Below are 20,941 nucleotides of genomic sequence, written 5' to 3' on the forward strand. Positions count from 1 at the left end.
AAAACGATGAAAAATAATTTATTACTTGGCTTGGCTTTGGCTGCAACTATTTTCACCTCTTGTGGAGAAGATGGTACATCTGATATTGTAATTAACGATAACAGTGTAAACAACAACAATAATGGTGGTGACAATGGTGGACAAACTACTGGTGAAACTATCGAATTAAATGGTAATTATACTGAGAGTATGACGTTAGACCCGATTAATAATTATATTATTACTGGTCCTGCTATTTTTGAAGATGGAACTACATTAACAATTCCTGCTGGTATGACTATTACCGCTGCTGCAACTGGAGCTGATGTTTATTTAGCTATTGCTCAAGGAGCAAAAATAATGGCTGAAGGTACTTCAAGTCAACCAATTATCTTTACTTCTGCAGCGACTACTCAAAATGCTGGTGATTGGGGAGGTTTAATTATTTTAGGTAAAGCTCCAATCAATTCAGTAGCAGGAGGAACTGCTACTTCAACTTCAGAAATAGCTAGTTTACCATACGGTGGAAATGTTGCTGATGATAATTCAGGAATGTTACGTTATGTACGTGTAGAATATTCTGGAGGTAAGGCTGACGGTCAGTCTGAAAACAATGGTTTCTCTTTCTATGGTGTAGGAAACGGTACTGTTGTTCAATATATTCAAATGTTTGAAGGTAAAGATGACGGTGTTGAATTTTTTGGTGGTACAGTAAACGTTAATAACGTATCTGTTGTAAACGCTCAAGATGATTCTATTGACTGGACTGAAGGTTATACTGGAACAATTACTGATGCTTATGTTAAGCACGGTACCAATCATGATAAAGGTATTGAAGCAGATGGTTACAATACTGATATAGGTAACTTATCTTCACCTGTATATTTTTCAAAGCCTACGGTAAATAACTTAACTATTGTTGGTTTAGGTTCAGGAACAGAAAATGAAGCTATTAGGCTAAGAGCAGGTACTCAAGGAGTGTTTACAAATGTATTATTAGATGGTTTTGCTGAAGGTTTTGACTTAGATGGTGATAATGGAAACAACCCAACAGGAGCTGGTGTATTAAGTGGAGACTTAGTGGTTAACTCTGTATCTTTCTTAGATGTTACTTTAAACTTAAAGAATGATACTGGTGAAACTTTTACTGATGCAGATTTTTATACAGAAGATACTAACGCTACAGGTACTGACTATGAAACTTGGGGTGCTGGTTGGACAAGACAATAATTATAATTATTAGTAAATAATACAAAACCCCGAGATTATATCTCGGGGTTTTGTATTTGTTATCCGCTTAAAACTACTTAACTGCTAACTTAGTATCTTCTTTCCAGTGTTGAACACTAGCTATTGTAGCATCTTTATAGTCAATTTCTTTAAGGCCATCTTTAGTCCACATAAACCACTTTCCTACTTTCTTTCCATTATTATAATGTGCTATGGCTGTTTTGTTTCCTTTTTGGTCAAATGACATCCAAGTACCAGTAAGTAATTTATCTTTATAAAAGCCCTGTTGTTTAACGGATCCATCTTCATAATAAAAAGTAACTTTTACTAAATCTCCTGCTTTCTCATATTGAGGCTTCACTTCTTGTGCGTTTATTAAACTACCCGCTAATAAACCTGCAATTACTACTAATTTTTTCATCTTAAACATTTTAACCGTTAACATTTATATTACAAATATATAATTTTTTTTACGTTTAAACAACTATTTAGTAACATTAAATTAACATTAGAGTTAAGATAGCTTTATCATTCAATTACGAAACATAAATTGTATATTTACTATGTATTAACTTAAAAAAATTATTATGGCAGTAATGAAAGTTATTGAAGTGTTATCTAACTCTGAAAAAAGTTGGGAAGACGCTACGAAAAAGGCTATTAAACAAGCTTCTAAATCGGTTAAAAATATTAAATCAGCATTTGTACAATCACAAAGTGTTGTTGTAAATGATGATGAAGTTGCTGAATTTAGAGTAAACCTTAAAATAACCTTCGAAGTAAATTAACTATTAAACTTAAAACCTATGGAAAACCATAGGTTTTAAACTTACTACTACAATAAAGATCATTAACAATTAAAAAAACTATAATGGAAAAATACTTGGAAAAAGCACAAGAACTATTCATCGACTATGCGCCAAAAGTAGTTACTGCTTTGGCAATTTTAATAGCAGGATTATTTATTATTAATCTTATTATTAGAGCTACAAAAAAAGTTATGACAAAACAAAACGTAGATATTACGTTACAAAAATTCTTAACTAACTTGCTTAGTTGGACTTTAAAGGTTCTACTTATAATCACTGTAATTGCTAAATTAGGTATTGAAACTACTTCTTTTGCTGCAATATTAGCTTCTGCTGGTTTGGCCATAGGATTGGCTTTACAAGGATCTTTAGCGAATTTTGCAGGAGGTGCTTTAATTATGGTTTTTAAGCCTTTTAAAGTAGGAGACTTTATAGAGGCACAAGGAGTAAGTGGAAAGGTGAAGGAAATTCAAATTTTTACTACACACCTTAACACTCCACAAAATAGGTTGGTTATTTTACCAAACGGATCTTTGTCTAATGGCAACATAATAAATTTTACAGCTGAAAATAAGTTAAGAGTTGATTTAACTTTCGGTGTTGGATATGAGTCTGATATTAAAAAAACGAAACAAGTGTTAATGGAAGTATTAACTTCTAACTCTAAGGTTTTAAAAGACCCTGCTCCAGCTGTAATGGTTAGTGAATTAGCTGATAGTTCTGTGAATTTTGTTGTCAAAGCATGGACTGATGTTGCTGATTATTGGGATGTTCATTACGAAACGATAGAAAACACAAAAATAGCATTAGATAAAGCTGGAATTGACATTCCATACCCACACTCTGTTGAAATTCAAAAACAAGGTTAATTAAACCTTCTTTTTTTCAGGAGTTACCACAAAATCTTTTAAGTAAAAAGGTTCAAAATAAGCGACATCTTCGATGTCGTTTTTTTTGTACTTAACAAAACTTAATTGGGCCATTTGATTGGCAGAAGGAAATTTATCATCAATAAAAAAAGCATTTTCATGCTTTAAAATGTCTTTACATTTTTCAGCACCATCACCAATAAAATAAACTTTATTACTGTTTAAATAATCAGAAAAAGAATGTTCATCAATAATTTCGGCTTTAATTTCTCTAACTTGATTATAAGAACTATCATAAACAGCAGCGTAAACCTCCATTCTTCTAGCATCTAACATAGGTACTATAAACCCTTCATCTATGGTAGTTGTATTAGCAAGTGAAGTTAGCGTTTCTACACTAATTAAGGGTTTATCATAAGCAAAACATAACCCTTTTGCTGCTGAAACACCAATACGTAAACCTGTATATGAACCAGGGCCTTTACTCACAGCTATTGCATCTACTTGAGAACTAATAATATTAAGCTCGTTTAACAACTCTTGAATAAAAGGGTGTAATGTTTCAGCATGAGAATAATTACCATTATTTAACTCTTTAATACCAATCACTTCACCGTTTTTAGCAATACTTACTGAACAATTTTTGGTAGCAGTTTCAATGTTTATAATAATAGCCATTTAAGTAAAATTTTAGCAAAGATAATTATAGCTAAAAGAAAAACCTCATAAAATAAATTTATGAGGCTTAAAATGTATAAAAACTATTATATTAATCTAAAACATCTTCTCCAAAATAAAATTTAAGAACTTTAGTTTTAAAAACATAGTCGTATTTAGCTCTAATTAGTGCTGCTTCTGCATTTACTAATCTATTTCTTACTTGGTCGAAATCAAATAAAGTCATAGCTCCGTAATTGAAACTTTCTTGTGCATTTTTAAATGCTTCTTTCTGTGCGTCTAATGAAATTTGAGCAGCTTCAAATGCTTTTGCGGCAGCTTTAGCATCAAGATAAGCTTGTTCTATAGTTTGCTGTAAGCGTAGTTTTTCATTTTCTAACGCTAATTCTGATTGCTCTTTATTAATAATAGACTTAGCAACTCTATTTTTTGTCTGAAAACGATTAAATAACGGAACATTTAAAGAAATCCCAATATTATATCCTAATTCATCATTTAGTTGTTTAAAAAAATATTCATTGCCTCCAAAGGTTGTGTCAAATCTATTTACATAATTTGTTCTTGCTCCTGCTCCAAAACCAATAGTTGGATAATATGCTCCTTTGGCTAATTCAATTCCTAAATTAGAATTTTCAATATTTAACTTTGCTCTTTCAATTTCTGGTCTATTTGTTAATGCTTTAGCATAAACCATATCTGCATTATTATATAATAAGGCGCCTGATGGAGAATCAACTTGAATTTTTTCAACATCAAAACCATTGGATGTAACTTGTAATAATTGTGCCAACCTTAATAATGATAAGTCTAAATTATTTTGTTGTGTAACAACACTCTGTGCATCTGATACAGCTGTTGATTGAACGTTTAATAAATCTCCTTTAGGAATAGCTCCTGCATCAAACTGAGCTTTGGCTCTTTCTATTTGCTTTTTACTTATTTCAGCTTGAAATTGAGAAGCAAGTAGATTCTCTTTAGCAAATAAAACATTTAAGTAAGAATTAATTACTTGTAAAGAAATATCGTTTTCTATTACCTCTAAATCTAACTTACTAGAAGCCACTCCTAATTTAGCTTGCTTATATGTATTTAAATTTCTAAATCCATTAAATAAAGTAGTTCTAGAGTTTAAGTCAAAAGAAGTATTGAAATTATCTGTAGAAACTCTAGCACCATTTTGTACACTTAAACCAAAACTTAAACCAGAGTTCGCAGAACCATTTAAATCCGGTAAAAAATTACCTCTGGCAATAGCTACATCTTTTTCAGCAAGTTGAACATTTAATTTATTTTGCTCAACAGTTAAGTTATGTTTAAGAGCATAGTCGACACACTCTTTTAAAGTCCATTTTTTTTGAGCAAAAGTAGCTAGTGTACTAAATGAAATGGCTAGTAGTAAAAGTTTAGTTTTCAAAATGTATTTTTTTTTGCTATTGATATGACGACTAAATTTAGCAATTGTTACAATAACTTTTACTTTTATTTTGTTTTACTCAAATTTTTCTTGTGTCTGTATAAAAAATAGAAAATAACACCTACCAAAATATATGGAAAAACCATCAAATAAGTAATTCCATTATTAACTCCTTCTGCTATGGTTTCATTACCTCCTTCAACCACTGCTTTACACATTGCACATTGAGCTTTTATAGCCGATGTTGTTAGTAAAAAGAATAAAAAAATAAAACTTTTTTTAATGTACATAATACGGAGATATCATTAAATAAACTATAACACCTGTCACTGCTACATATAACCACAATGGAAAAGTAATTTTTGCAATTCTTTTATGAGCTTCAAAACTACCTAATCTAGCACGCATATATGTAAACAAAACAAACGGTATTATTACTATTGATAAAAGAATATGAGTTATTAGGATAAAATAATACACATATTTAATCACCCCTTCTCCGCCAAATTCTGTAGAATCTGATGTCATATGATAAGCCACATACATAACTAAAAATAAAGCAGAACATATCAATGCAAGAGTATTTAACCGCTCATGTTGCAATCTGTTTCCTTTTTTAATAGCAATTACTGATGCAACTAACAAAACCGCTGTTAATCCGTTAATGGTTGCATAAATTGGCGGCAAAAATGATAAAGGCGCTACATTAGGAATTTTAATTCTAAATAAAGCTGCTACAGCTACTGGAATAACCACAGAAACTATAGTTATGAATTTCTTATATTTTTTTTCTTGGGAAATTACACTACTCATCTAATAAAGTTTTAATATCTTCTTTTAATTCTTGAATTTGATGATCGAATCCTTGTTCATTTAATGCTCGATAATACATAATTGGATTACCATACTCATCATACCTAGAACGAATATAACCATCTTTATCTACTAAAGCAAAAAGTCCAGAATGCTCAAAACCTGCATGGGCTTCATCTCCAGAACCTGCATATAATTTAAATCCGTGATTGGATAATTTATAAACTTCACTCTCGGGCTTACCAGTTAATAAATGCCAATTTTTATGAGTTATTTTATAATTATCTGCATATTCTTTTAAAACTTTAGGAGTATCAATTTCTGGTGTTATTGATATGGAAGCTATTCCAAAATTTGGATTTCCAAAAAATTCATTTTGGATGGTTAACATCTTTTGATTCATTAATGGGCAAATAGTAGGACAAGTGGTAAAGAAAAACTCAACTACATAAACTTTTCCCTCATAGCTTTTATTATTGATTGTTTTACCATTTTGATTTATAAATTCAAACTCTGGTACTTTTGTAAATTTATGTAAGCTTGGTTTTTGAAAGTGTGCTACAATTTTTGGTACAGAATAAATACCAAATAATAATATTATAAATGATATTCCTATGTATGAATAATTTGATTTCTTCATGTAATTAATAGCTTAAAACATTAGATTTCTCTGTCGGCATTATTCTTCTTAAGTGCCAATCTATACTCTGCTAAAACCACTTTAACATCATCTTTCATCTTGTCATTTAATTCACCCACAGATTGCATATTGTAACCATATAATAAACCTTCGGCAACATCATCATCGTCATTTCTTCCTCTTAGATTAAGTTCTTTATCAATAATAAATGCTTTAGAAGTATGTAAGTTAACATCTAATGATTGATTAACCTTGAAACTCTCATAAATAATTTTTATTTCAGCATCAGAAGCATAAATAAAATTCCATTTTACCATAGGAGTAAACTGACCTATTTCTTTAAATAATTTTTCAGCAGCTTCTTTGGCATCATTTGGAACAAATACAATCATTTGAAAATCTTTAAAGCCATAAAAAGGCTTGTAAATTTTTTGATTAAGATTAAATAATTCTCCTTTTACCTTGTCAATGTCTTTTCCTAAAAAAGTAACAATAGATATCCTTTTTTCAAACTGATACTTGTTATCTATAGCAGACACATCTGTTACATTAGTAGTTAATACTGGTAATTTTGCAAAATTGTTAATTCCCATTGATAAAAAAATATAGAATAATAAGGGAACAATAAACAAGCAGAATAATACTACGTATTTTTGAGTTTTGCTCATAATAAATAAAGTTAAATGCAAAAAAAAGGTGGTTAAAACCACCTAATTTTTTATGAAATTACCATTTAATTAATGGTTTTAATGTTTCGTGTAAATAGTCTCCTTCAATTAAAACTAAAGTTACTAAGTAAGTAATTAAGAAAACTGCTGTCCAAACAATTGATCTTCTTAACCAAGTTTTTTCACCTTCTAAGTGCATAAAAGCCCATGCAATATAGTATGCTTTTACTAATGTTAAAATAATGAATATCCAGTTTAACCAACTTGTTCCAGGACCATGTAAGTGTAGAGCTTCCGGTTTAACAATACCTAAACCTACTTCTACCGCTGTAACAATAGATAAAATTGCTAAAACAACCCAGATTCTTTTTGTATTTGATTCGTGTGCGTGACCTGCCATTTTTACTATTTTTTATAATTATACTAAGTAGAAGAAAGTAAATACAAATACCCAAACTAAATCTACAAAGTGCCAATATAAACCTACTTTTTCTACCATTTCATAGTGACCTCTTCTCTCGTAAGTTCCAAGAACCACATTAAAGAAAATGATAATGTTTAAAACTACTCCAGAAAATACGTGGAATCCGTGGAAACCTGTAATAAAGAAGAAGAAATCAGCAAATATAGGGTTTCCATATTCGTTAACTCTTAAGTTAGCTCCTTCAACTACCTCTTTAGCTGTTGCTAGTTTAGCTAAACTTTCTTCTCTAGATAATATGATTTTTTGTTTTGTTTCAGGGTTAATTTTTTCTAACCTTAAAAGTAAAGAAGGATCATTTTTAAACGCTTCTTGTACTTGTGCAATTGAATATTGAGAAATTGTCTTTTCTGATTGAAACCAAAGACCATTCTTTTTAGAATGTTGTACTCTTCCGTCTTGTCTTTCTCCTTCAATAAAATCAGCTAAAGCAATTTGATGACCGTCTTTAACAAACTGTACTATGTGGTTATCGGCTGTTTTAACAGCACCGTAAGAGCCATTGATAAAGTTTTTCCATTCCCATGCTTGAGAACCTAAGAAAATTGCTCCGAACACAATAGTGAAAAACATATACCAAGCTACTTTCTTTTGTTGCATTTTATGACCTGCATCTACAGCTAATACCATTGTTACCGATGATATAATTAAAATAAATGTCATTAATGCTACATAGTACATTGGTGCATGTACACCGTGTAACCCTGGAAAGTGGGTAAATACTTCATCAGCAATAGGCCAAGAGTCTATAAACTTAAAACGTGTTAAACCATATGCTGCTAAGAAGCCAGAAAAGGTTAATGCATCTGAAAGGATGAAAAACCACATCATCATTTTACCATAACTAGCGCCAAGTGGTTTAACTCCACCTCCGCCCCAGGTTTCTTTGTTGTCAGAATTTACAGCAATATTTGCTTCCATAAATATCTATTAGTTAATTTTTGTTAAATCGTCCGCCAAAATTACGCAATTTTCATCATCTAATAAAATAGAAAAAGAAAAATAGGTAAATCCATAGTACATCTACAAAATGCCAAAAGATTGCACCTAGTTCAAATCCAAGCATATCAGCAGATGAATACTTCTTTTTAAAATGATTATAAATTACTACAAATAAAACTATTACTCCAGCAATTAGGTGTAAAACGTGCATAAATGTAATGCCGATAATAAAAGAGGTTGACACTGTACTTTCTGGTCCAGTAAAATATAAACCAACCGCTTTTAACTCATTAAATCCTACATATTGATACCAAACAAAGCCAGTACCTAACACAAAAGTAAGTATTAAAAAGGCTAAAGACTTTTGTAAATCGTCTTTTTTTAGTAGTTGTTGTGAAATAAATAAACTTGCACTACTTAGCAAAATTAAAACAGTACTAATGTAAAATGCTTGAGGTAAATCAAAAGTAACCCAATCTTCTCTATTCATGCTAACAACATAGGCACTAGTTAAACCTGCAAAAAACATAACCATACTAATCATAGAAACCCATAGCATTGGTTTTGCTGATTTTCTTTTACCTTGTCTCAACTCTTCATTTATAAGCTCTCTATTCATTAGTGTAAAAATTTATCAATAACATATATAATTGGTAATGCTGTAATGTAAAAAACACTAGCTAACATTAATTTTCTTGCGTCTATATTTGATTCTGACTTATATAATTTAATTGCATAAAACAACATTAACAACCCAAGTACAAAAACTAACACTGCTGTTATTGGGTAAATATATAAGTTACCTGTTACCTTTAAAACTGGCGCTATAGAAACTAAAATCATGATACAGGTATAAAAAATCATTTGTACAATAGCTCCTTTGTCTTTTTTATCCATAGGAAGCATATGTAAACCTGCTTTATTATATTCTTCATATTGAAGCCAACCTATTGCCCAAAAATGAGGAAATTGCCAAAAAAACTGAATCATAAATAAAAACCCAGCTTCTATACCGAAATTACCGGTAGCTGCTACCCAACCTAACATAAATGGTATAGCACCTGGAATGGCTCCTACAAAAACAGCTAAAGGCGTGATAGCTTTTAAAGGGGTATAGGCACTTGTATAAAGAAATATAGAAACTGCACCAAATAAAGCACATTTAGGATTAATTGCATATAAAATGGCTAAACCTGTTAGTGTAAACAATGTTGCAATTGTTAGTGCTGTAATGGATTTCATTCTACCAGAAGGCAATGGTCTGTTTTTTGTACGTTGCATTAACGCATCTATATCTTTTTCTATAACTTGATTAAAAGCATTCGAGGCACCAACCATTAAATAACCTCCTAGAGCTAATTGGAAAATAATAGCATAATTAATGGTTTCAGCACCTAATAAATAGCCCGCAATAGAAGTAAATACTACACTTATAGATAAACCAACTTTGGTAAGCTGCTTAAAATCAAGAAAAACAGTTTTAAACAATGTTATATTATTTACTGATGAAAAAGAATACACTATGTGTTTTTACAAAAAATTTTTGCAAAGATATTTTATTATTGACGAACTACCATAAGTTTTAAGATGAAATAATTTAGAAAAAAATTAAAAACTGCTTTGTTTTTAAAAAAATGGTGTTATATTTGCACCCGCATTCACAGTAATGCACGTTCATTAAAATAATTTATGACTATGCGAAAGTAGCTCAGGGGTAGAGCATCACCTTGCCAAGGTGAGGGTCGCGGGTTCAAATCCCGTCTTTCGCTCAGAGTTTTTAAAAAGCACATGCTGAAGTGGTGGAATTGGTAGACACGTTGGACTTAAAATCCAATGAGCCGTAATGCTCGTGCGGGTTCAAGTCCCGCCTTCAGTACTAAAGCCTCAAGAGGTTTACTTTTGAGGCTTTTAATTACGATAGTCAAAGCACAAAGATATACGCAGAAGTGGTGGAATTGGTAGACACGTTGGACTTAAAATCCAATGAGCCGTAATGCTCGTGCGGGTTCAAGTCCCGCCTTCTGTACTAGAAAGCCAAAACAATTAATTGTTTTGGTTTTTTTTATGCTTAAAAATCACATTTCACAATTCAATAATCCGATTAATTTAGCAATTGGCCCAAAAAACAAAACCCACTCTAAATGAGTGGGAAAAATTGCTATGAAAAAGAAAAAGAAAGTGGTTTAATAACCACGTTTCAAAGATAAAACCTTTTTTCTCTTCTACAAATCTTTTTAACACAAAATTAACTAGTTATTAACTTTTAACACAAAGCCATCTACTAGCTTATACGCATCATTATTTTCTGGGCATTTTGCCATTCCTTCATCGTCAAAATTTAAACGATGTCCATACTCACTAACCCAACCTATTTGTTTAGACGGATTACCAACCACCAATGCAAAATCTTTAACTTCTTTAGTAACAACAGCTCCTGCTCCAACCATAGCATACTTACCTATAGCATTCCCACATACTATAGTAGCATTTGCACCAATACTAGCTCCTTTTTTTACTGTAGTAGCTTTAAATTCATCTTTTCTATTAATTGCACTTCTTGGGTTAATAACATTAGTAAACACCATTGATGGACCTAAAAAAACATCATCTTCACATATAACGCCGGTATAAATAGACACATTGTTTTGTACTTTAACATTGTTACCTAGAATCACATCTGGTGAAACAACTACATTTTGACCAAGATTACATCTGTCGCCAATTACACAGTTACTCATTACATGACTAAAGTGCCAAATTTTAGTATCGTTACCAATAGTACACCCTTCATCTATCACAGCTGTTTCGTGTGCAAAAAAATTATTTGAATTACTCATAATAACAAAAATAAAAAACTCAATCATTTAGATTGAGTTTTTGAATATTATTCCACCATAAAAGTTATGGGTAACATATATTTAACCTTAACTTTTTTTCCATTTTGTTCTCCAGGAGTAAACTGTGGAATTTTTGAAACTATCTTTATAGCTTCTTTCTCCAATGCTTTATGTGGTGCATTAATTCGACTCACAGATACATTTCCATCTTTATCAATAATAAACTCCGTAAAAATTCTTTTTTTTCCAGGTGATAAACCTAAGTCTTCAGCAATAGAGGCATCAAAATAACGCTGTACTAATCTTTTCATCTTAGTATCAAAACATTTTTTTGATGCTTCTTTTGACAAACCTTCACAGCCTTTAAAAATAGGTATAACTTGTACACTATTGAAAGAAGTTGGCTCATCATCAGGATTAATAAAATCATCTTCTTTCATTGTATGACTCTGTAAAAACTCATCTAAATCATTTGTTTTTTCTGGTGTAACATCTATAACTGTCTCTTTTGTTACATCAGTATTATCAACAATATCAACTTTATCTGCTAAAGTTTGTTTAATCTTTGGCTGAACATCTTTAGGTTTGTGCTTTGGTTTTGGTTTTTCAATATCAAAATCGAAAGGTTTATCAAAATCTATTTTCTTTACAACTTTGCTATCACTTTCAAGAGTTGGAATAGCAACAATCTCCGAAGCATATTCTAAAGAAATATAAACAACAAATAAGACAAGCACTAAGCCTATTTGCATAAAAAGATTAGAAAATTTTTCTAATTGAAGATTCGGATTTTTTTTAACATTTTTCATAATACGTAGTTTTAAAGTTAATGAAATGTTAAAAACAAAAAATATGCCAATAAAAAAAGCAACTATCACTAGTTGCTTTTTTTAACATATATATTGTAAAATACTATTCTACATTAAACGTAATAGGCAATGTATAACCTACACGTACTGCTTTACCTCTTTGTCTACCAGGAGTCATTTTAGGTAATTTTTTTGCAATCCTAATTGCTTCTGCTTTTAATCTTGGATGCGGTGCTCTAGCATTGATACTGGTAATAGATCCATCTTTATCAATCTTAAACTGAACGTAAATTCTTTTTTTACCAGGAGGTAAACCTAATTCGTTTGCTAAATCTGCATTAAAGTTTCTTTGTACGTGTTTAGACATTTTTTTATTTAAACACGCTTTCTTTTGAGCATTAGTTCCTGTACATCCAGGGAAAACTGGTACTTCTTCAATAATTGAGAAAGGTACATCTTCTACAACTTCTTCTTCCTCTTCTATCTCAACAATCTCATCAACTTCAACAGCTTCTGACTCATCTGTTTCAGTAGATTCAATTACAGTTTCTTCAATCTCCTCTTCATCTTCTACAACCTCAATCTTCTCAGGTGCTGGTGGTGGTGGAGTTTGTGGCGGTGGTGGTGGAGGTGTGTTTTGAAGTACAATTGTTTCTTCTTCAACCTCTGATGCCATATTTGCTGCATCTAATTGTCCGTACTCTTTATCGTATGTTTTATTTTCAATAGCTACATACGTAACGAACAACGCCAAAACTAAACCAAGTTGCACAAACAACTTACTGTAGTTTTCTAAGTTAGATTTTGGGTTTTTCTTGATTTCCATCCTAGAATGTTTTTAATAGTGCGCTAATTTAATTAATTTATTTCAACTTATACAAGCTAATTGCTAATTACATTATGTTTTTTAACAAAAACATTGAAAATTAACAACGCTAAAACACTTCCTATTGAGTTTGCTATCATATCTAAATAATCAAAACTCCTATAAGTTGTAACTGTTTTTTGTAATACCTCAATAATTATACCATATAAAATGCACAAAACAGTTACTAAAACTATTTTTTTAGGGCTAATTTTAACTGCTAATAACCACATAAAAGTTAAAACAAAATAAGCCACACAGTGAAAAACTTTGTCTTTATGAGATAAATTAACCGGTATGGGTTGTAATTTAAGCAAGCTTAAAAAAGCAATAAATACCGTTGTAAATATGGCTAATAATAAACTATTACGCTTTGATAAGTTCTTGATAAGCTGTAGCATCTAACAAACCTTCTACTTGGCTAGCATCTGATAATTTAATTTTTATCATCCAGCCTTGTCCGTAAGGATCTGAATTTACTAACTCTGGCTCGTCTTCTAAAGTTTCATTAAACTCTACAATTTCTCCAGATAATGGCATGAATAAATCTGATACAGTTTTAACAGCTTCTACAGAACCGAATACTTCTTCAGCATCTAAAGTTTCATCTAATGTATCTACATCAACATATACAATGTCTCCTAACTCACTCTGAGCAAAATCTGTAATTCCTACTGTAGCTACGTCTCCCTCTACCTTTACCCACTCGTGGTCTTTGGTATATTTTAATTCTGATGGTAAGTTCATTGGTTGTGTGGTTTATTTATTGTTTAATTTCCTAAATTATATACTATATTAAATCCGGCGTTGATTGATTGTCTTGGAAAGTTTGTTGATATAGCGTACTCAAACGTATTGTGATTATAGTAAAAAGATGCTGTTAAGTTTTTACTTAAATTATAATCTGCTATAAACTTTAAGCCAAATAACCTTTCTCCTCCGGTAATTTGATTGTTATTTTCATCTACAGAACGTATCAATGTTAAATTATCTCTTAATGAAATATCTGCTCTAAGATTAACATCTCCTTTTAAGGTTTCTTTTTTACCTGTTATTCTTGTCACAAATTTAACATCTCGTATTCTATACCCTAAACCTAAAATAAACTCTGTACCTTTAATATCTGTTAAGGTATTGTTATTAAAGTTTAATGTTAAACTTCTATCTTTTCTAATTTCTCCTTTAAAAGAAAATGAGTTTCTCATTTTCATATCTACTCTAATAAGTGGAGAAAATTCATCGATTAAAGTTGCCGCCGAAATTAATAATTTAGGTTGATAATTACCAGTAATATTTGTTTGGGATGCATCTTCTGCATCATACTGTAAATTATTCGTGTAATTACCTAAGGTATAAGATGATTTATAACCATGTGATAATGTGAAAGTACTAAAGTTTTTCTTAAACCACTTATATTTCATCAAACCATTGTATCTAAGTGTCCAGTTTGGTATCGGAATATTTCTAAAAATACCCGTGTCAACACTATTTGGATCTGTACCAGAATAGGCTGCTAAAAATGCTGGAAGCATAGCTTGTTGCCCATTAGTTTTAAAACCAGGATTATTATTATCTGTTGAAAAATTATTTGTAGCAACTCCTCTTTCTGATGCTATTCTTTGAGATATAGTTTCTCTGTAATTTAAAAAGTTTTGATATAACACTTCACTATCTGTAAATGCAGTGCCTAGCATGTAGTGGCTTATGCTAAAATTACCCGTTTCAAACGCTTGTAATTCTTCATCTAACTCCCCATTTACAACATCTATTTGTCTATTAAGATTACTAGTTTTAATTCTGTTTCCAATAAAATCTATACTAAAATCTTTTAACGGTTTTACAGAGATATTATAATCTAAATTAGTAGCTTCTGTTCTACCATAATTTTTGTTGTAGTATTCTTCATCGTCAGATCTTGAAACTAACCAATCGTTAGCAATTGCTGTTCTTAGTATTTCTGTTTGGCTTCCAAATACAAAACCTAAAGTTGGTGCTAAACCTCCGTTGTAATTATTTCTCCCTAAGAAACCTACAGAAGGTCTATAACCTTGCAATAACGTTCCGTTGTTTTGTGAATAACTAATTTTTGCTCTTTTCACAGATGTTAACACATCGTAAGTACCTTTAAGTATCTTTTGTGTAAATGATGCATTCTTTTTTAATTTGGCTTTAGTATTTGTCTGTTTTTTACCCCCTAAAGCTACACTTCCTTTTTTTACTGGTTGCTTCTTTTTGGTTCCTTTTAACATAAGCTTGTCTAAACCTATAGCTTTATAAAAACGATCGAAGGTAATGGTAGTATTTAAGTTATGCGTGTTGGCATTCTGAATCATATTCCCAACTTTATCTGCATAAGTTTCACCTGTAGCAATTCCCGTAGATTCATCAAATAAAGGCGCTTGTGAAGAACCTTGCCAATCAAAATCTGCTGTATAACCATAATCAGCATCAATAAAGTTTAAAAATGGTATTTTGCTTATTGGTAATTTGTAAGTAGCATTTAATTTTTGATGATATTGATTAGCTCTACCAATAGTAAAAAACTTATCGTAAATTTCTAAATCTTCATCTCTACCAAAACCGTCATAGATATAATTATTGGTAGCATTAAAATTTAAATTTAAAGACTTTGTTAAATCAAAACCTATTGTGTAATCCCAATCAAATAAAAATCTACGCTGAATTAATTCTGGTTGTGCTGTAAATCCAGAAACTAAATTTCTTGACTGTTGAGCATTATAATTTCTGTTGATTCTTGAATTTACAACTAATGATTTAGGAACAGGATTAAAATTAATATCTCTAATAATTTGCCAATATTTTCCTTTAAGCTTTTCTGATTTCTTGAAAGGCTCTATAACAAACGGCAAAAAGTTAAAGTTATAGCTTGCACCTGCCATTAAATTCTGATTTACATATCGCTGTATGTTAAAATCTCTATGGAACTCTTCATTAAATGAATACGAAACCGAAAAGTTTTCTACATCATAAAATTTAGGTTTCTTCTTACTTTCTGGATTTCTATTTTTCTTTACATTAATAAAACTGATACTTTTTCTACGTGTATAATCTTGAGCATTCTCAGCATTATCTTTTACCTCATCAGAACCTGAATTTAAAGCATCTTCTTGTTCTACATCTTGGTACTGTGGATTGTATTGTGGGTCTTTAAACTCCTCACCATAGGTAACACTCATTGGAACTTGCATATTCCAGTTTTTAGGCATCATTTTACCTAATTGTACATTGGTTGCCACATTATACTGCTTTACTTCTTCAATACTTCGTTCTTGAACCCTGTCTTCTACATTACCAAAACCTACAGTAGACATTCTACCAGCTAAAGAAACATCTGCAACATCTGCAAAATTAGCATCAGCATTTAAAACAGCAGCCCAACCTCCTTTATTATCAAAACCAACTGCGCGTAACTCGTTAAACCAAACTTCCGCACTTTTATTAGTTAGTGCACTATTTTTAACCCCTAGCATTACCGTTCTTATTTGAGCAAGCGTTGGGTTACCTTTAACAGCAATAGTTAAACCATTAGTTGAGACACCTTCATAAACAGTTCCAGCGGATAATCCTGCACCATCTCTAAGCACTTTTAAATTTGCTAATTCTTTTAATGGAATATCTAAATTATTTTCTGATAACCATACTTCTTCAGAAGAAGGATTCACAAATGTGGTTGATAATTTTAGCGGTTTTTCAATCTCGTAATAGTTATCATTTAAATCGGTACCAAAACGAATGATTGCTACCATTTCATCATTTGAAGCAGATTGCGGTGTGCCTTCAGGTCTACTTTCGGCATGTAAGAACATACGTAAATTATTATATCTACGCATATCTATACTTATGTTTTTATAAATAGCTCTACTTTCTTCACTAGGTAAATCTGTAACTTTTAAGGTTACCGATTGCTCATTTTGTCTTTGCACTCTGTTAGTACCTTGCAATTGTTCACGTGGAACTCCTGGTGGTAATGCATATCTTTCTTCGTTTTGCTCTATACTTACAACACCAACTTCAAACTTATTAATTTCATCAATATCTAGGTCGCTATTAGCATCATCTAAAGTTTTTGTATATCTACGCCAATCACCACGTACTAACTCTAACTCTCCAAATCGTAAAACTACAGGCATTTTAAAGCCTGTTAAAAACATTCGCATAAAACGAATACTGTTAAAATCTGTAATACCTCCAACTCTATCTGTAAAACCACTTCTTACAGGAACTCTAAATTGATACCAAGTTGTTGTTCTCGATTCACCGTTAGGTAAATCGATAGAAGTAGTTTTAGTATCTACTATATTGTTAGTCCCTAGAGCTAATTCTGATTTGTTTAATGATATTTCATACTCAAAATAAGCACTAACAGGATTCATTGTTTGATCTTTGTTAATGTCTTCTGTATCTGGGTATGTAGTAGATGATGTTGGGAAAGCTTCATCTGACTGTGCAGCTGTTGGTGAGTTGCCCTCGGTACCATTATAGTTTTTATAGCGTGTTAAAATGGAAGCATTAATTGCATCTAACTCACTTCCTCTAAAAAACTGGAAATTATCGGCTGCAGGATCTTGTTCTGCAGCAAAAGCTGGAAATTTGTTACGCTCGGCCTCGTCATTTAATCCATCTAGTCCAATATCTTGCTGCGTTCTTTCATCATTAGCATTACTAAATGCATAAACAATTGATGGGCTTACCGGTACATTTCCCCATATAGTTTCTTGAACTTGAGTGGGGTTTTGAGTAGTTGGTAATCCGTTTTCATATTGTTTGTATCCGTCACGTAATATATCTTCAGAAATATTTCCTAAATTAATAACTAGTTTCCCTACTTGATTTGAAAGGTCTTGTGGATTAACTCCTGCTGGTAATCCTTCATCTTGATTAATTGAATAATTCTCATAAGGATCCATTAACCAAAACTGAATATACTCTACATTAGCCTGCTCAAAGTTATTGGTAGTTAAGGCACGCATAATACCACCCCAGTTTTCTTCAGGTTGAGTGGTATCGGTATTAAAATTATACGGTCCTCGCTCTGACGGATAGTAAGCTAAATCTAGAGTTCTAACTAAGTTTAACTGAGTAATATCTAAATCTGTTTGAGAAAATAATTCAGAATATCTAATTTGACGAACCTCGTTTCTAGATAATTCTATTTCATTGATATTAGAAGGCCTGTTGCTACTTGAAGTATAAAACAACTGATCTATATTATACCATGCTAATTTAGATCTGTTATCGTTAACAGAAATATCATAATCATTCCCATTAAACCCTTGAGAAATTGGTGTACTGGCTAAAAACCACTGTTGCGGTGAATTTAAGTTAATAGGAATTTGTGTTGCTTCAAAATCATCAACATAAGAAGTGGCTGTACCATTTACATCAATTCCACTTGGTGAACCCGGAATTAAGTATGCCATATCTGCTCTAACCGATAAATTTGAAGGAACCTCTGTATCAACAAATGGTAACTTGTTGGCTAACTTTGTAAAATATGGCACTTCTGTGCTGTAATCTACATTTAAACCTAACATTATATTGTCTATAGGTTCAGCACCATAATTAACCTTTGGCGTTATTGGTTTTTCACTTACATTTAAAAAAGTTCCTCCTAACACAAAGTTTTCATTAAACTTATGCTCTACATCAATACCTATAAATGTTTTTCTTTGTTGATTAAAAAAGGTGTTATTTTCAACCGATGCATTAATAGGAACTCCAGAAGCTTCTAATCCTGGATCTAAAATTTGTACACGTCCTAATTGATAATCTACAACATAATCCACACCTTCTACTAACTGCCTTCCTCCTGCTGAAACTCTTACAGAACCTCTTGGAATATTAAAAGCTCCTAATGAAATTCCTCTACTAGTTTCTGATTTAAAATACCCTTTTAAAAAGAATTTATCTTTATTTTGATATTCATTTTTTGCTTGAATTTTAGTAGTTAAATACAGCTCATTAAACAAATATTTAGTTTCGTCATCTGGATTGGTTAATTTTTCATCTAAATCTTCACCAAAAGGTTCAGTTTCTGGAAAATAAATTAAACCTCTATTGGAGTTTACTGTAATCCCCTCTACAAAATCAAAAAAACCATCTCCTCCTTGAACTGCGTATTGACTTTGATCTAGTCTATCTAATCTTAATAAATTAATAATAGTTTGATCTCTTAAAGCTACTTCATTTGCCCTTTGTAATGTATTTTGAAGCACTCCACTTTCATCATCACGATACATTAACTCAAACCTAAAGCCTTCTTGTTGTAACGGGTAAGCACCTAAGGCATATACGTTTTTCATCATTAATTGCCAAGTTGGAAAAGCTTCATTTGAGTTTTCTCTGGTAGTTGTTAAAATTTCACTTCGTAACAACTTAACCGCAATATTTTTAGGAGCAGTTATACCATCATTAGAAAATTCTCCTACTTTAAAAGTAGTTTCATTATTAGATGCTCCAACTACTGTATACTCATAAGCTACCGCTAATGCTTCTCCATCATTCAATCTTCTATTTAAAGAGATAAAACCTAATTGTGGATGCAAAGTATACTCATTAGGCTGAAGTTTTCTAGCATTTTGCAGGTACGAATAATCTTGACCTTGCACCATACCCGGTGGCAAGGTTGAATTTAAAGTACCAACATCTCTAATTCCGTTATCTGGAGTTAAAAATGTAGCAATATTATTCGCATTATTATCCGGTAAATTAGCTTGCACACCGCTAAAGTCTACACTTGCTGGTGTAGTTGGTGTTACAAAGTTATCATCGTCAACTAAATTGTTAGATCCGTTGAAATTGGTTTCTCCTATATCTGCAAAAGCTACAATACTTCTGTAATCTTGTACATTTTGATTTTGATTGGTAACCCAAACTTCTACTCTAGTAATGTTAACTGGACTACTAACTAATGGATAGTTTAACAATGCTCTATCGTAAGTTTCTCTAAAGAAATGAGATAAAAAGAAGTGACGATCATTATCATAATCTGTAGCACGTAACTCAAACTCTTCAACTACAGCGCCTCCTTCTGCCACTACTGTTTTTCTTTGAGAATTTTGTTGAGAAAATGCGGTTCTAATGGTAGTTTTACCAAATTGTAAATCTGTACGTATACCAAATAAGGCTTGTGCACCGTTAATTAACGAGTTTTTAATAGGGAGATTAATGTTACCTGCATCTATTTTTTGAATAATATCATCTTCAGTAGGCGTATATTCTAATTTAATTACATTCTGAAAATCAAAAGTTGATTGTGTATCATAATTAGCTGTAACCTGTAAACGTTTTCCTACTTTAGCTTGTAAACTTGCACTTATTTGCTGGTCAAAATCAAAAGTAAAACTGCTTTGATTTTCTACAGAAATTCTTGGATCTTCTGTGTTTTGATATACTCCACCTAGTTTTATATTAATTTGACCACTAGGGATAACTTCTACTTCGTTTCCACCAAATATTGATTCAAAAAATTTAGAATTTACATAATACTTTGGGAGTAAGTTTTTTCTCGCATCACTACTTCCTTTTTTACCAGAAGCTGCATCTACTTTTTCTTTAAAATAATCTTTCATATCGTTTTTTAAACGATACTTATCATACTCTCTGGGAGTCATAAAAATTGGAGTTCCTACATAATAGTCACCAATTTTTTCTACCAATACAAATTTGTTAATGTCTTTATCAAAAGTAACCTGAAGATTTGATGGGTAATTTAAAAACAAGCTGCCTCGCTGCTTGTGTGAAAAATTATACTTAAGCGGAACAGTATCTATTTTTCTAATAGTTAAACTATCCGATTTCTCTATACTTTGTGAAAACGAAACAACACTTACAAAAAAAGTAAGTGCTGCAATTAGTGTATGACAAAAATTATTTCTCAACTTTTT

20 protein-coding genes and 3 tRNA genes are annotated in these 20,941 nt (G+C 31.4%); 6 read left to right on the forward strand and 17 right to left on the reverse strand.

Annotated features, from left to right (window positions below; all coding sequences use genetic code 11):
• Positions 1-6: 6 nt before the first annotated feature.
• Positions 7-1,209 (forward strand): multidrug transporter, encoded by a 1,203-nt coding sequence (locus tag ACFQ1U_RS11740; RefSeq protein WP_386108588.1) that lies wholly within the window; start codon positions 7-9, stop codon positions 1,207-1,209.
• Positions 1,210-1,282: 73 nt separating this feature from the next.
• Here ACFQ1U_RS11740 and ACFQ1U_RS11745 read toward each other — a convergent pair whose 3' ends face one another.
• Complete coding sequence (locus ACFQ1U_RS11745; protein ID WP_386108590.1) at positions 1,283-1,630, reverse strand: toxin-antitoxin system YwqK family antitoxin; 348 nt, start codon at positions 1,628-1,630, stop codon at positions 1,283-1,285.
• A gap of 166 nt (positions 1,631-1,796) precedes the next feature.
• Between ACFQ1U_RS11745 and ACFQ1U_RS11750 the strand changes: the two genes are divergently transcribed.
• Both ACFQ1U_RS11750 and ACFQ1U_RS11755 read left to right on the forward strand, forming a co-directional pair.
• Positions 1,797-1,997 (forward strand): dodecin family protein, encoded by a 201-nt coding sequence (locus ACFQ1U_RS11750; protein WP_386108592.1) that lies wholly within the window; start codon positions 1,797-1,799, stop codon positions 1,995-1,997.
• 83 nt (positions 1,998-2,080) lie between these two features.
• The gene (locus ACFQ1U_RS11755) at positions 2,081-2,887 is read left to right on the forward strand and encodes a mechanosensitive ion channel family protein (protein ID WP_386108594.1); all 807 of its coding nucleotides are present in this window, start codon (positions 2,081-2,083) and stop codon (positions 2,885-2,887) included.
• On the opposite strand, the gene tsaB is transcribed toward ACFQ1U_RS11755, so the two are convergent.
• From tsaB to cyoE, 10 genes are all read right to left on the reverse strand, one after another.
• Positions 2,888-3,565, reverse strand: coding sequence for a tRNA (adenosine(37)-N6)-threonylcarbamoyltransferase complex dimerization subunit type 1 TsaB (gene tsaB / locus ACFQ1U_RS11760; RefSeq protein ID WP_386108596.1), 678 nt, complete (start codon positions 3,563-3,565; stop codon positions 2,888-2,890).
• A 91-nt stretch (positions 3,566-3,656) separates the two neighbouring features.
• Complete coding sequence (locus tag ACFQ1U_RS11765) at positions 3,657-4,979, reverse strand: TolC family protein (RefSeq protein WP_386108598.1); 1,323 nt, start codon at positions 4,977-4,979, stop codon at positions 3,657-3,659.
• Between the two features lie 65 nt (positions 4,980-5,044).
• Positions 5,045-5,197, reverse strand: a complete 153-nt coding sequence (locus tag ACFQ1U_RS11770; RefSeq protein WP_386108600.1) for a hypothetical protein — start codon at positions 5,195-5,197, stop codon at positions 5,045-5,047.
• A gap of 61 nt (positions 5,198-5,258) precedes the next feature.
• A complete protein-coding gene (locus ACFQ1U_RS11775; RefSeq protein WP_386108602.1) occupies positions 5,259-5,792 on the reverse strand; it encodes a DUF420 domain-containing protein in 534 nt (177 codons plus the stop codon).
• Positions 5,785-6,432, reverse strand: coding sequence for an SCO family protein (locus ACFQ1U_RS11780; protein ID WP_386108604.1), 648 nt, complete (start codon positions 6,430-6,432; stop codon positions 5,785-5,787). The genes ACFQ1U_RS11775 and ACFQ1U_RS11780 overlap by 8 nt, the downstream gene beginning before the upstream one ends.
• 20 nt (positions 6,433-6,452) lie before the next feature.
• Positions 6,453-7,025: a hypothetical protein gene (locus ACFQ1U_RS11785; RefSeq protein WP_386108606.1), complete on the reverse strand. Its 573-nt coding sequence runs from the start codon at positions 7,023-7,025 to the stop codon at positions 6,453-6,455.
• 133 nt (positions 7,026-7,158) lie between these two features.
• A complete protein-coding gene (locus tag ACFQ1U_RS11790; protein ID WP_386108608.1) occupies positions 7,159-7,500 on the reverse strand; it encodes a cytochrome C oxidase subunit IV family protein in 342 nt (113 codons plus the stop codon).
• 18 nt (positions 7,501-7,518) lie between these two features.
• Positions 7,519-8,502 carry a cytochrome c oxidase subunit 3 gene (locus ACFQ1U_RS11795; RefSeq protein ID WP_386108610.1) on the reverse strand — a complete coding sequence of 328 codons (984 nt, stop codon included), beginning with the start codon at positions 8,500-8,502 and terminating at the stop codon, positions 7,519-7,521.
• Positions 8,503-8,557: 55 nt separating this feature from the next.
• On the reverse strand, positions 8,558-9,142 hold the full coding sequence (locus tag ACFQ1U_RS11800; RefSeq protein ID WP_386108612.1) for a cytochrome c oxidase subunit 3: 585 nt from the start codon (positions 9,140-9,142) through the stop codon (positions 8,558-8,560).
• Positions 9,142-10,011 (reverse strand): heme o synthase, encoded by an 870-nt coding sequence (gene cyoE, locus ACFQ1U_RS11805; protein WP_386108614.1) that lies wholly within the window; start codon positions 10,009-10,011, stop codon positions 9,142-9,144. The genes ACFQ1U_RS11800 and cyoE overlap by 1 nt, the downstream gene beginning before the upstream one ends.
• Before the next feature lie 209 nt (positions 10,012-10,220).
• On the opposite strand from cyoE, the gene ACFQ1U_RS11810 reads away from it, so the two are divergent.
• From ACFQ1U_RS11810 to ACFQ1U_RS11820, 3 genes are all read left to right on the forward strand, one after another.
• Positions 10,221-10,292: transfer RNA gene (locus ACFQ1U_RS11810), tRNA-Gly, on the forward strand.
• A 21-nt stretch (positions 10,293-10,313) separates the two neighbouring features.
• A tRNA-Leu gene (locus ACFQ1U_RS11815) sits at positions 10,314-10,399 on the forward strand.
• A gap of 64 nt (positions 10,400-10,463) precedes the next feature.
• A tRNA-Leu gene (locus ACFQ1U_RS11820) sits at positions 10,464-10,549 on the forward strand.
• Between the two features lie 223 nt (positions 10,550-10,772).
• On the opposite strand, the gene ACFQ1U_RS11825 is transcribed toward ACFQ1U_RS11820, so the two are convergent.
• From ACFQ1U_RS11825 to sov, 6 genes are all read right to left on the reverse strand, one after another.
• Positions 10,773-11,387 (reverse strand): acyltransferase, encoded by a 615-nt coding sequence (locus ACFQ1U_RS11825; protein ID WP_386108616.1) that lies wholly within the window; start codon positions 11,385-11,387, stop codon positions 10,773-10,775.
• A 20-nt stretch (positions 11,388-11,407) separates the two neighbouring features.
• Positions 11,408-12,169: an energy transducer TonB gene (locus ACFQ1U_RS11830; protein ID WP_386108618.1), complete on the reverse strand. Its 762-nt coding sequence runs from the start codon at positions 12,167-12,169 to the stop codon at positions 11,408-11,410.
• Between the two features lie 103 nt (positions 12,170-12,272).
• A complete protein-coding gene (locus ACFQ1U_RS11835; RefSeq protein WP_386108620.1) occupies positions 12,273-12,995 on the reverse strand; it encodes an energy transducer TonB in 723 nt (240 codons plus the stop codon).
• A 56-nt stretch (positions 12,996-13,051) separates the two neighbouring features.
• Positions 13,052-13,435 carry a VanZ family protein gene (locus ACFQ1U_RS11840; RefSeq protein WP_386108622.1) on the reverse strand — a complete coding sequence of 128 codons (384 nt, stop codon included), beginning with the start codon at positions 13,433-13,435 and terminating at the stop codon, positions 13,052-13,054.
• Entirely contained in the window at positions 13,401-13,781 is a 381-nt protein-coding gene (gene gcvH / locus ACFQ1U_RS11845) for a glycine cleavage system protein GcvH (RefSeq protein WP_386108624.1), read from the reverse strand. The genes ACFQ1U_RS11840 and gcvH overlap by 35 nt, the downstream gene beginning before the upstream one ends.
• A gap of 23 nt (positions 13,782-13,804) precedes the next feature.
• Positions 13,805-20,935: a T9SS outer membrane translocon Sov/SprA gene (sov, locus tag ACFQ1U_RS11850; RefSeq protein ID WP_386108626.1), complete on the reverse strand. Its 7,131-nt coding sequence runs from the start codon at positions 20,933-20,935 to the stop codon at positions 13,805-13,807.
• Positions 20,936-20,941: the final 6 nt, after the last annotated feature.

It is taken from the genome of Tenacibaculum geojense (assembly GCF_042676005.1).
In the GTDB taxonomy this organism is placed as follows: domain Bacteria; phylum Bacteroidota; class Bacteroidia; order Flavobacteriales; family Flavobacteriaceae; genus Polaribacter; species Polaribacter geojense.

Bases quoted from the DNA above. Each gene is read 5' to 3' on its own strand.
- ACFQ1U_RS11775 (WP_386108602.1), bottom strand. From the start codon at position 5,792: ATGAGTAGTGTAATTTCCCAAGAAAAAAAATATAAGAAATTCATAACT.
- ACFQ1U_RS11785 (WP_386108606.1), bottom strand. From the start codon at position 7,025: ATGGGAATTAACAATTTTGCAAAATTACCAGTATTAACTACTAATGTA.
- ACFQ1U_RS11750 (WP_386108592.1), top strand. From the start codon at position 1,797: ATGGCAGTAATGAAAGTTATTGAAGTGTTATCTAACTCTGAAAAAAGT.
- ACFQ1U_RS11790 (WP_386108608.1), bottom strand. From the start codon at position 7,500: ATGGCAGGTCACGCACACGAATCAAATACAAAAAGAATCTGGGTTGTT.
- ACFQ1U_RS11740 (WP_386108588.1), top strand. From the start codon at position 7: ATGAAAAATAATTTATTACTTGGCTTGGCTTTGGCTGCAACTATTTTC.
- ACFQ1U_RS11830 (WP_386108618.1), bottom strand. From the start codon at position 12,169: ATGAAAAATGTTAAAAAAAATCCGAATCTTCAATTAGAAAAATTTTCT.
- ACFQ1U_RS11745 (WP_386108590.1), bottom strand. From the start codon at position 1,630: ATGAAAAAATTAGTAGTAATTGCAGGTTTATTAGCGGGTAGTTTAATA.
- ACFQ1U_RS11825 (WP_386108616.1), bottom strand. From the start codon at position 11,387: ATGATTGAGTTTTTTATTTTTGTTATTATGAGTAATTCAAATAATTTT.
- ACFQ1U_RS11800 (WP_386108612.1), bottom strand. From the start codon at position 9,142: ATGAATAGAGAGCTTATAAATGAAGAGTTGAGACAAGGTAAAAGAAAA.
- ACFQ1U_RS11755 (WP_386108594.1), top strand. From the start codon at position 2,081: ATGGAAAAATACTTGGAAAAAGCACAAGAACTATTCATCGACTATGCG.
- gcvH (WP_386108624.1), bottom strand. From the start codon at position 13,781: ATGAACTTACCATCAGAATTAAAATATACCAAAGACCACGAGTGGGTA.
- ACFQ1U_RS11780 (WP_386108604.1), bottom strand. From the start codon at position 6,432: ATGAAGAAATCAAATTATTCATACATAGGAATATCATTTATAATATTA.
- ACFQ1U_RS11835 (WP_386108620.1), bottom strand. From the start codon at position 12,995: ATGGAAATCAAGAAAAACCCAAAATCTAACTTAGAAAACTACAGTAAG.
- tsaB (WP_386108596.1), bottom strand. From the start codon at position 3,565: ATGGCTATTATTATAAACATTGAAACTGCTACCAAAAATTGTTCAGTA.
- ACFQ1U_RS11840 (WP_386108622.1), bottom strand. From the start codon at position 13,435: ATGCTACAGCTTATCAAGAACTTATCAAAGCGTAATAGTTTATTATTA.
- ACFQ1U_RS11795 (WP_386108610.1), bottom strand. From the start codon at position 8,502: ATGGAAGCAAATATTGCTGTAAATTCTGACAACAAAGAAACCTGGGGC.
- ACFQ1U_RS11770 (WP_386108600.1), bottom strand. From the start codon at position 5,197: ATGTGTAAAGCAGTGGTTGAAGGAGGTAATGAAACCATAGCAGAAGGA.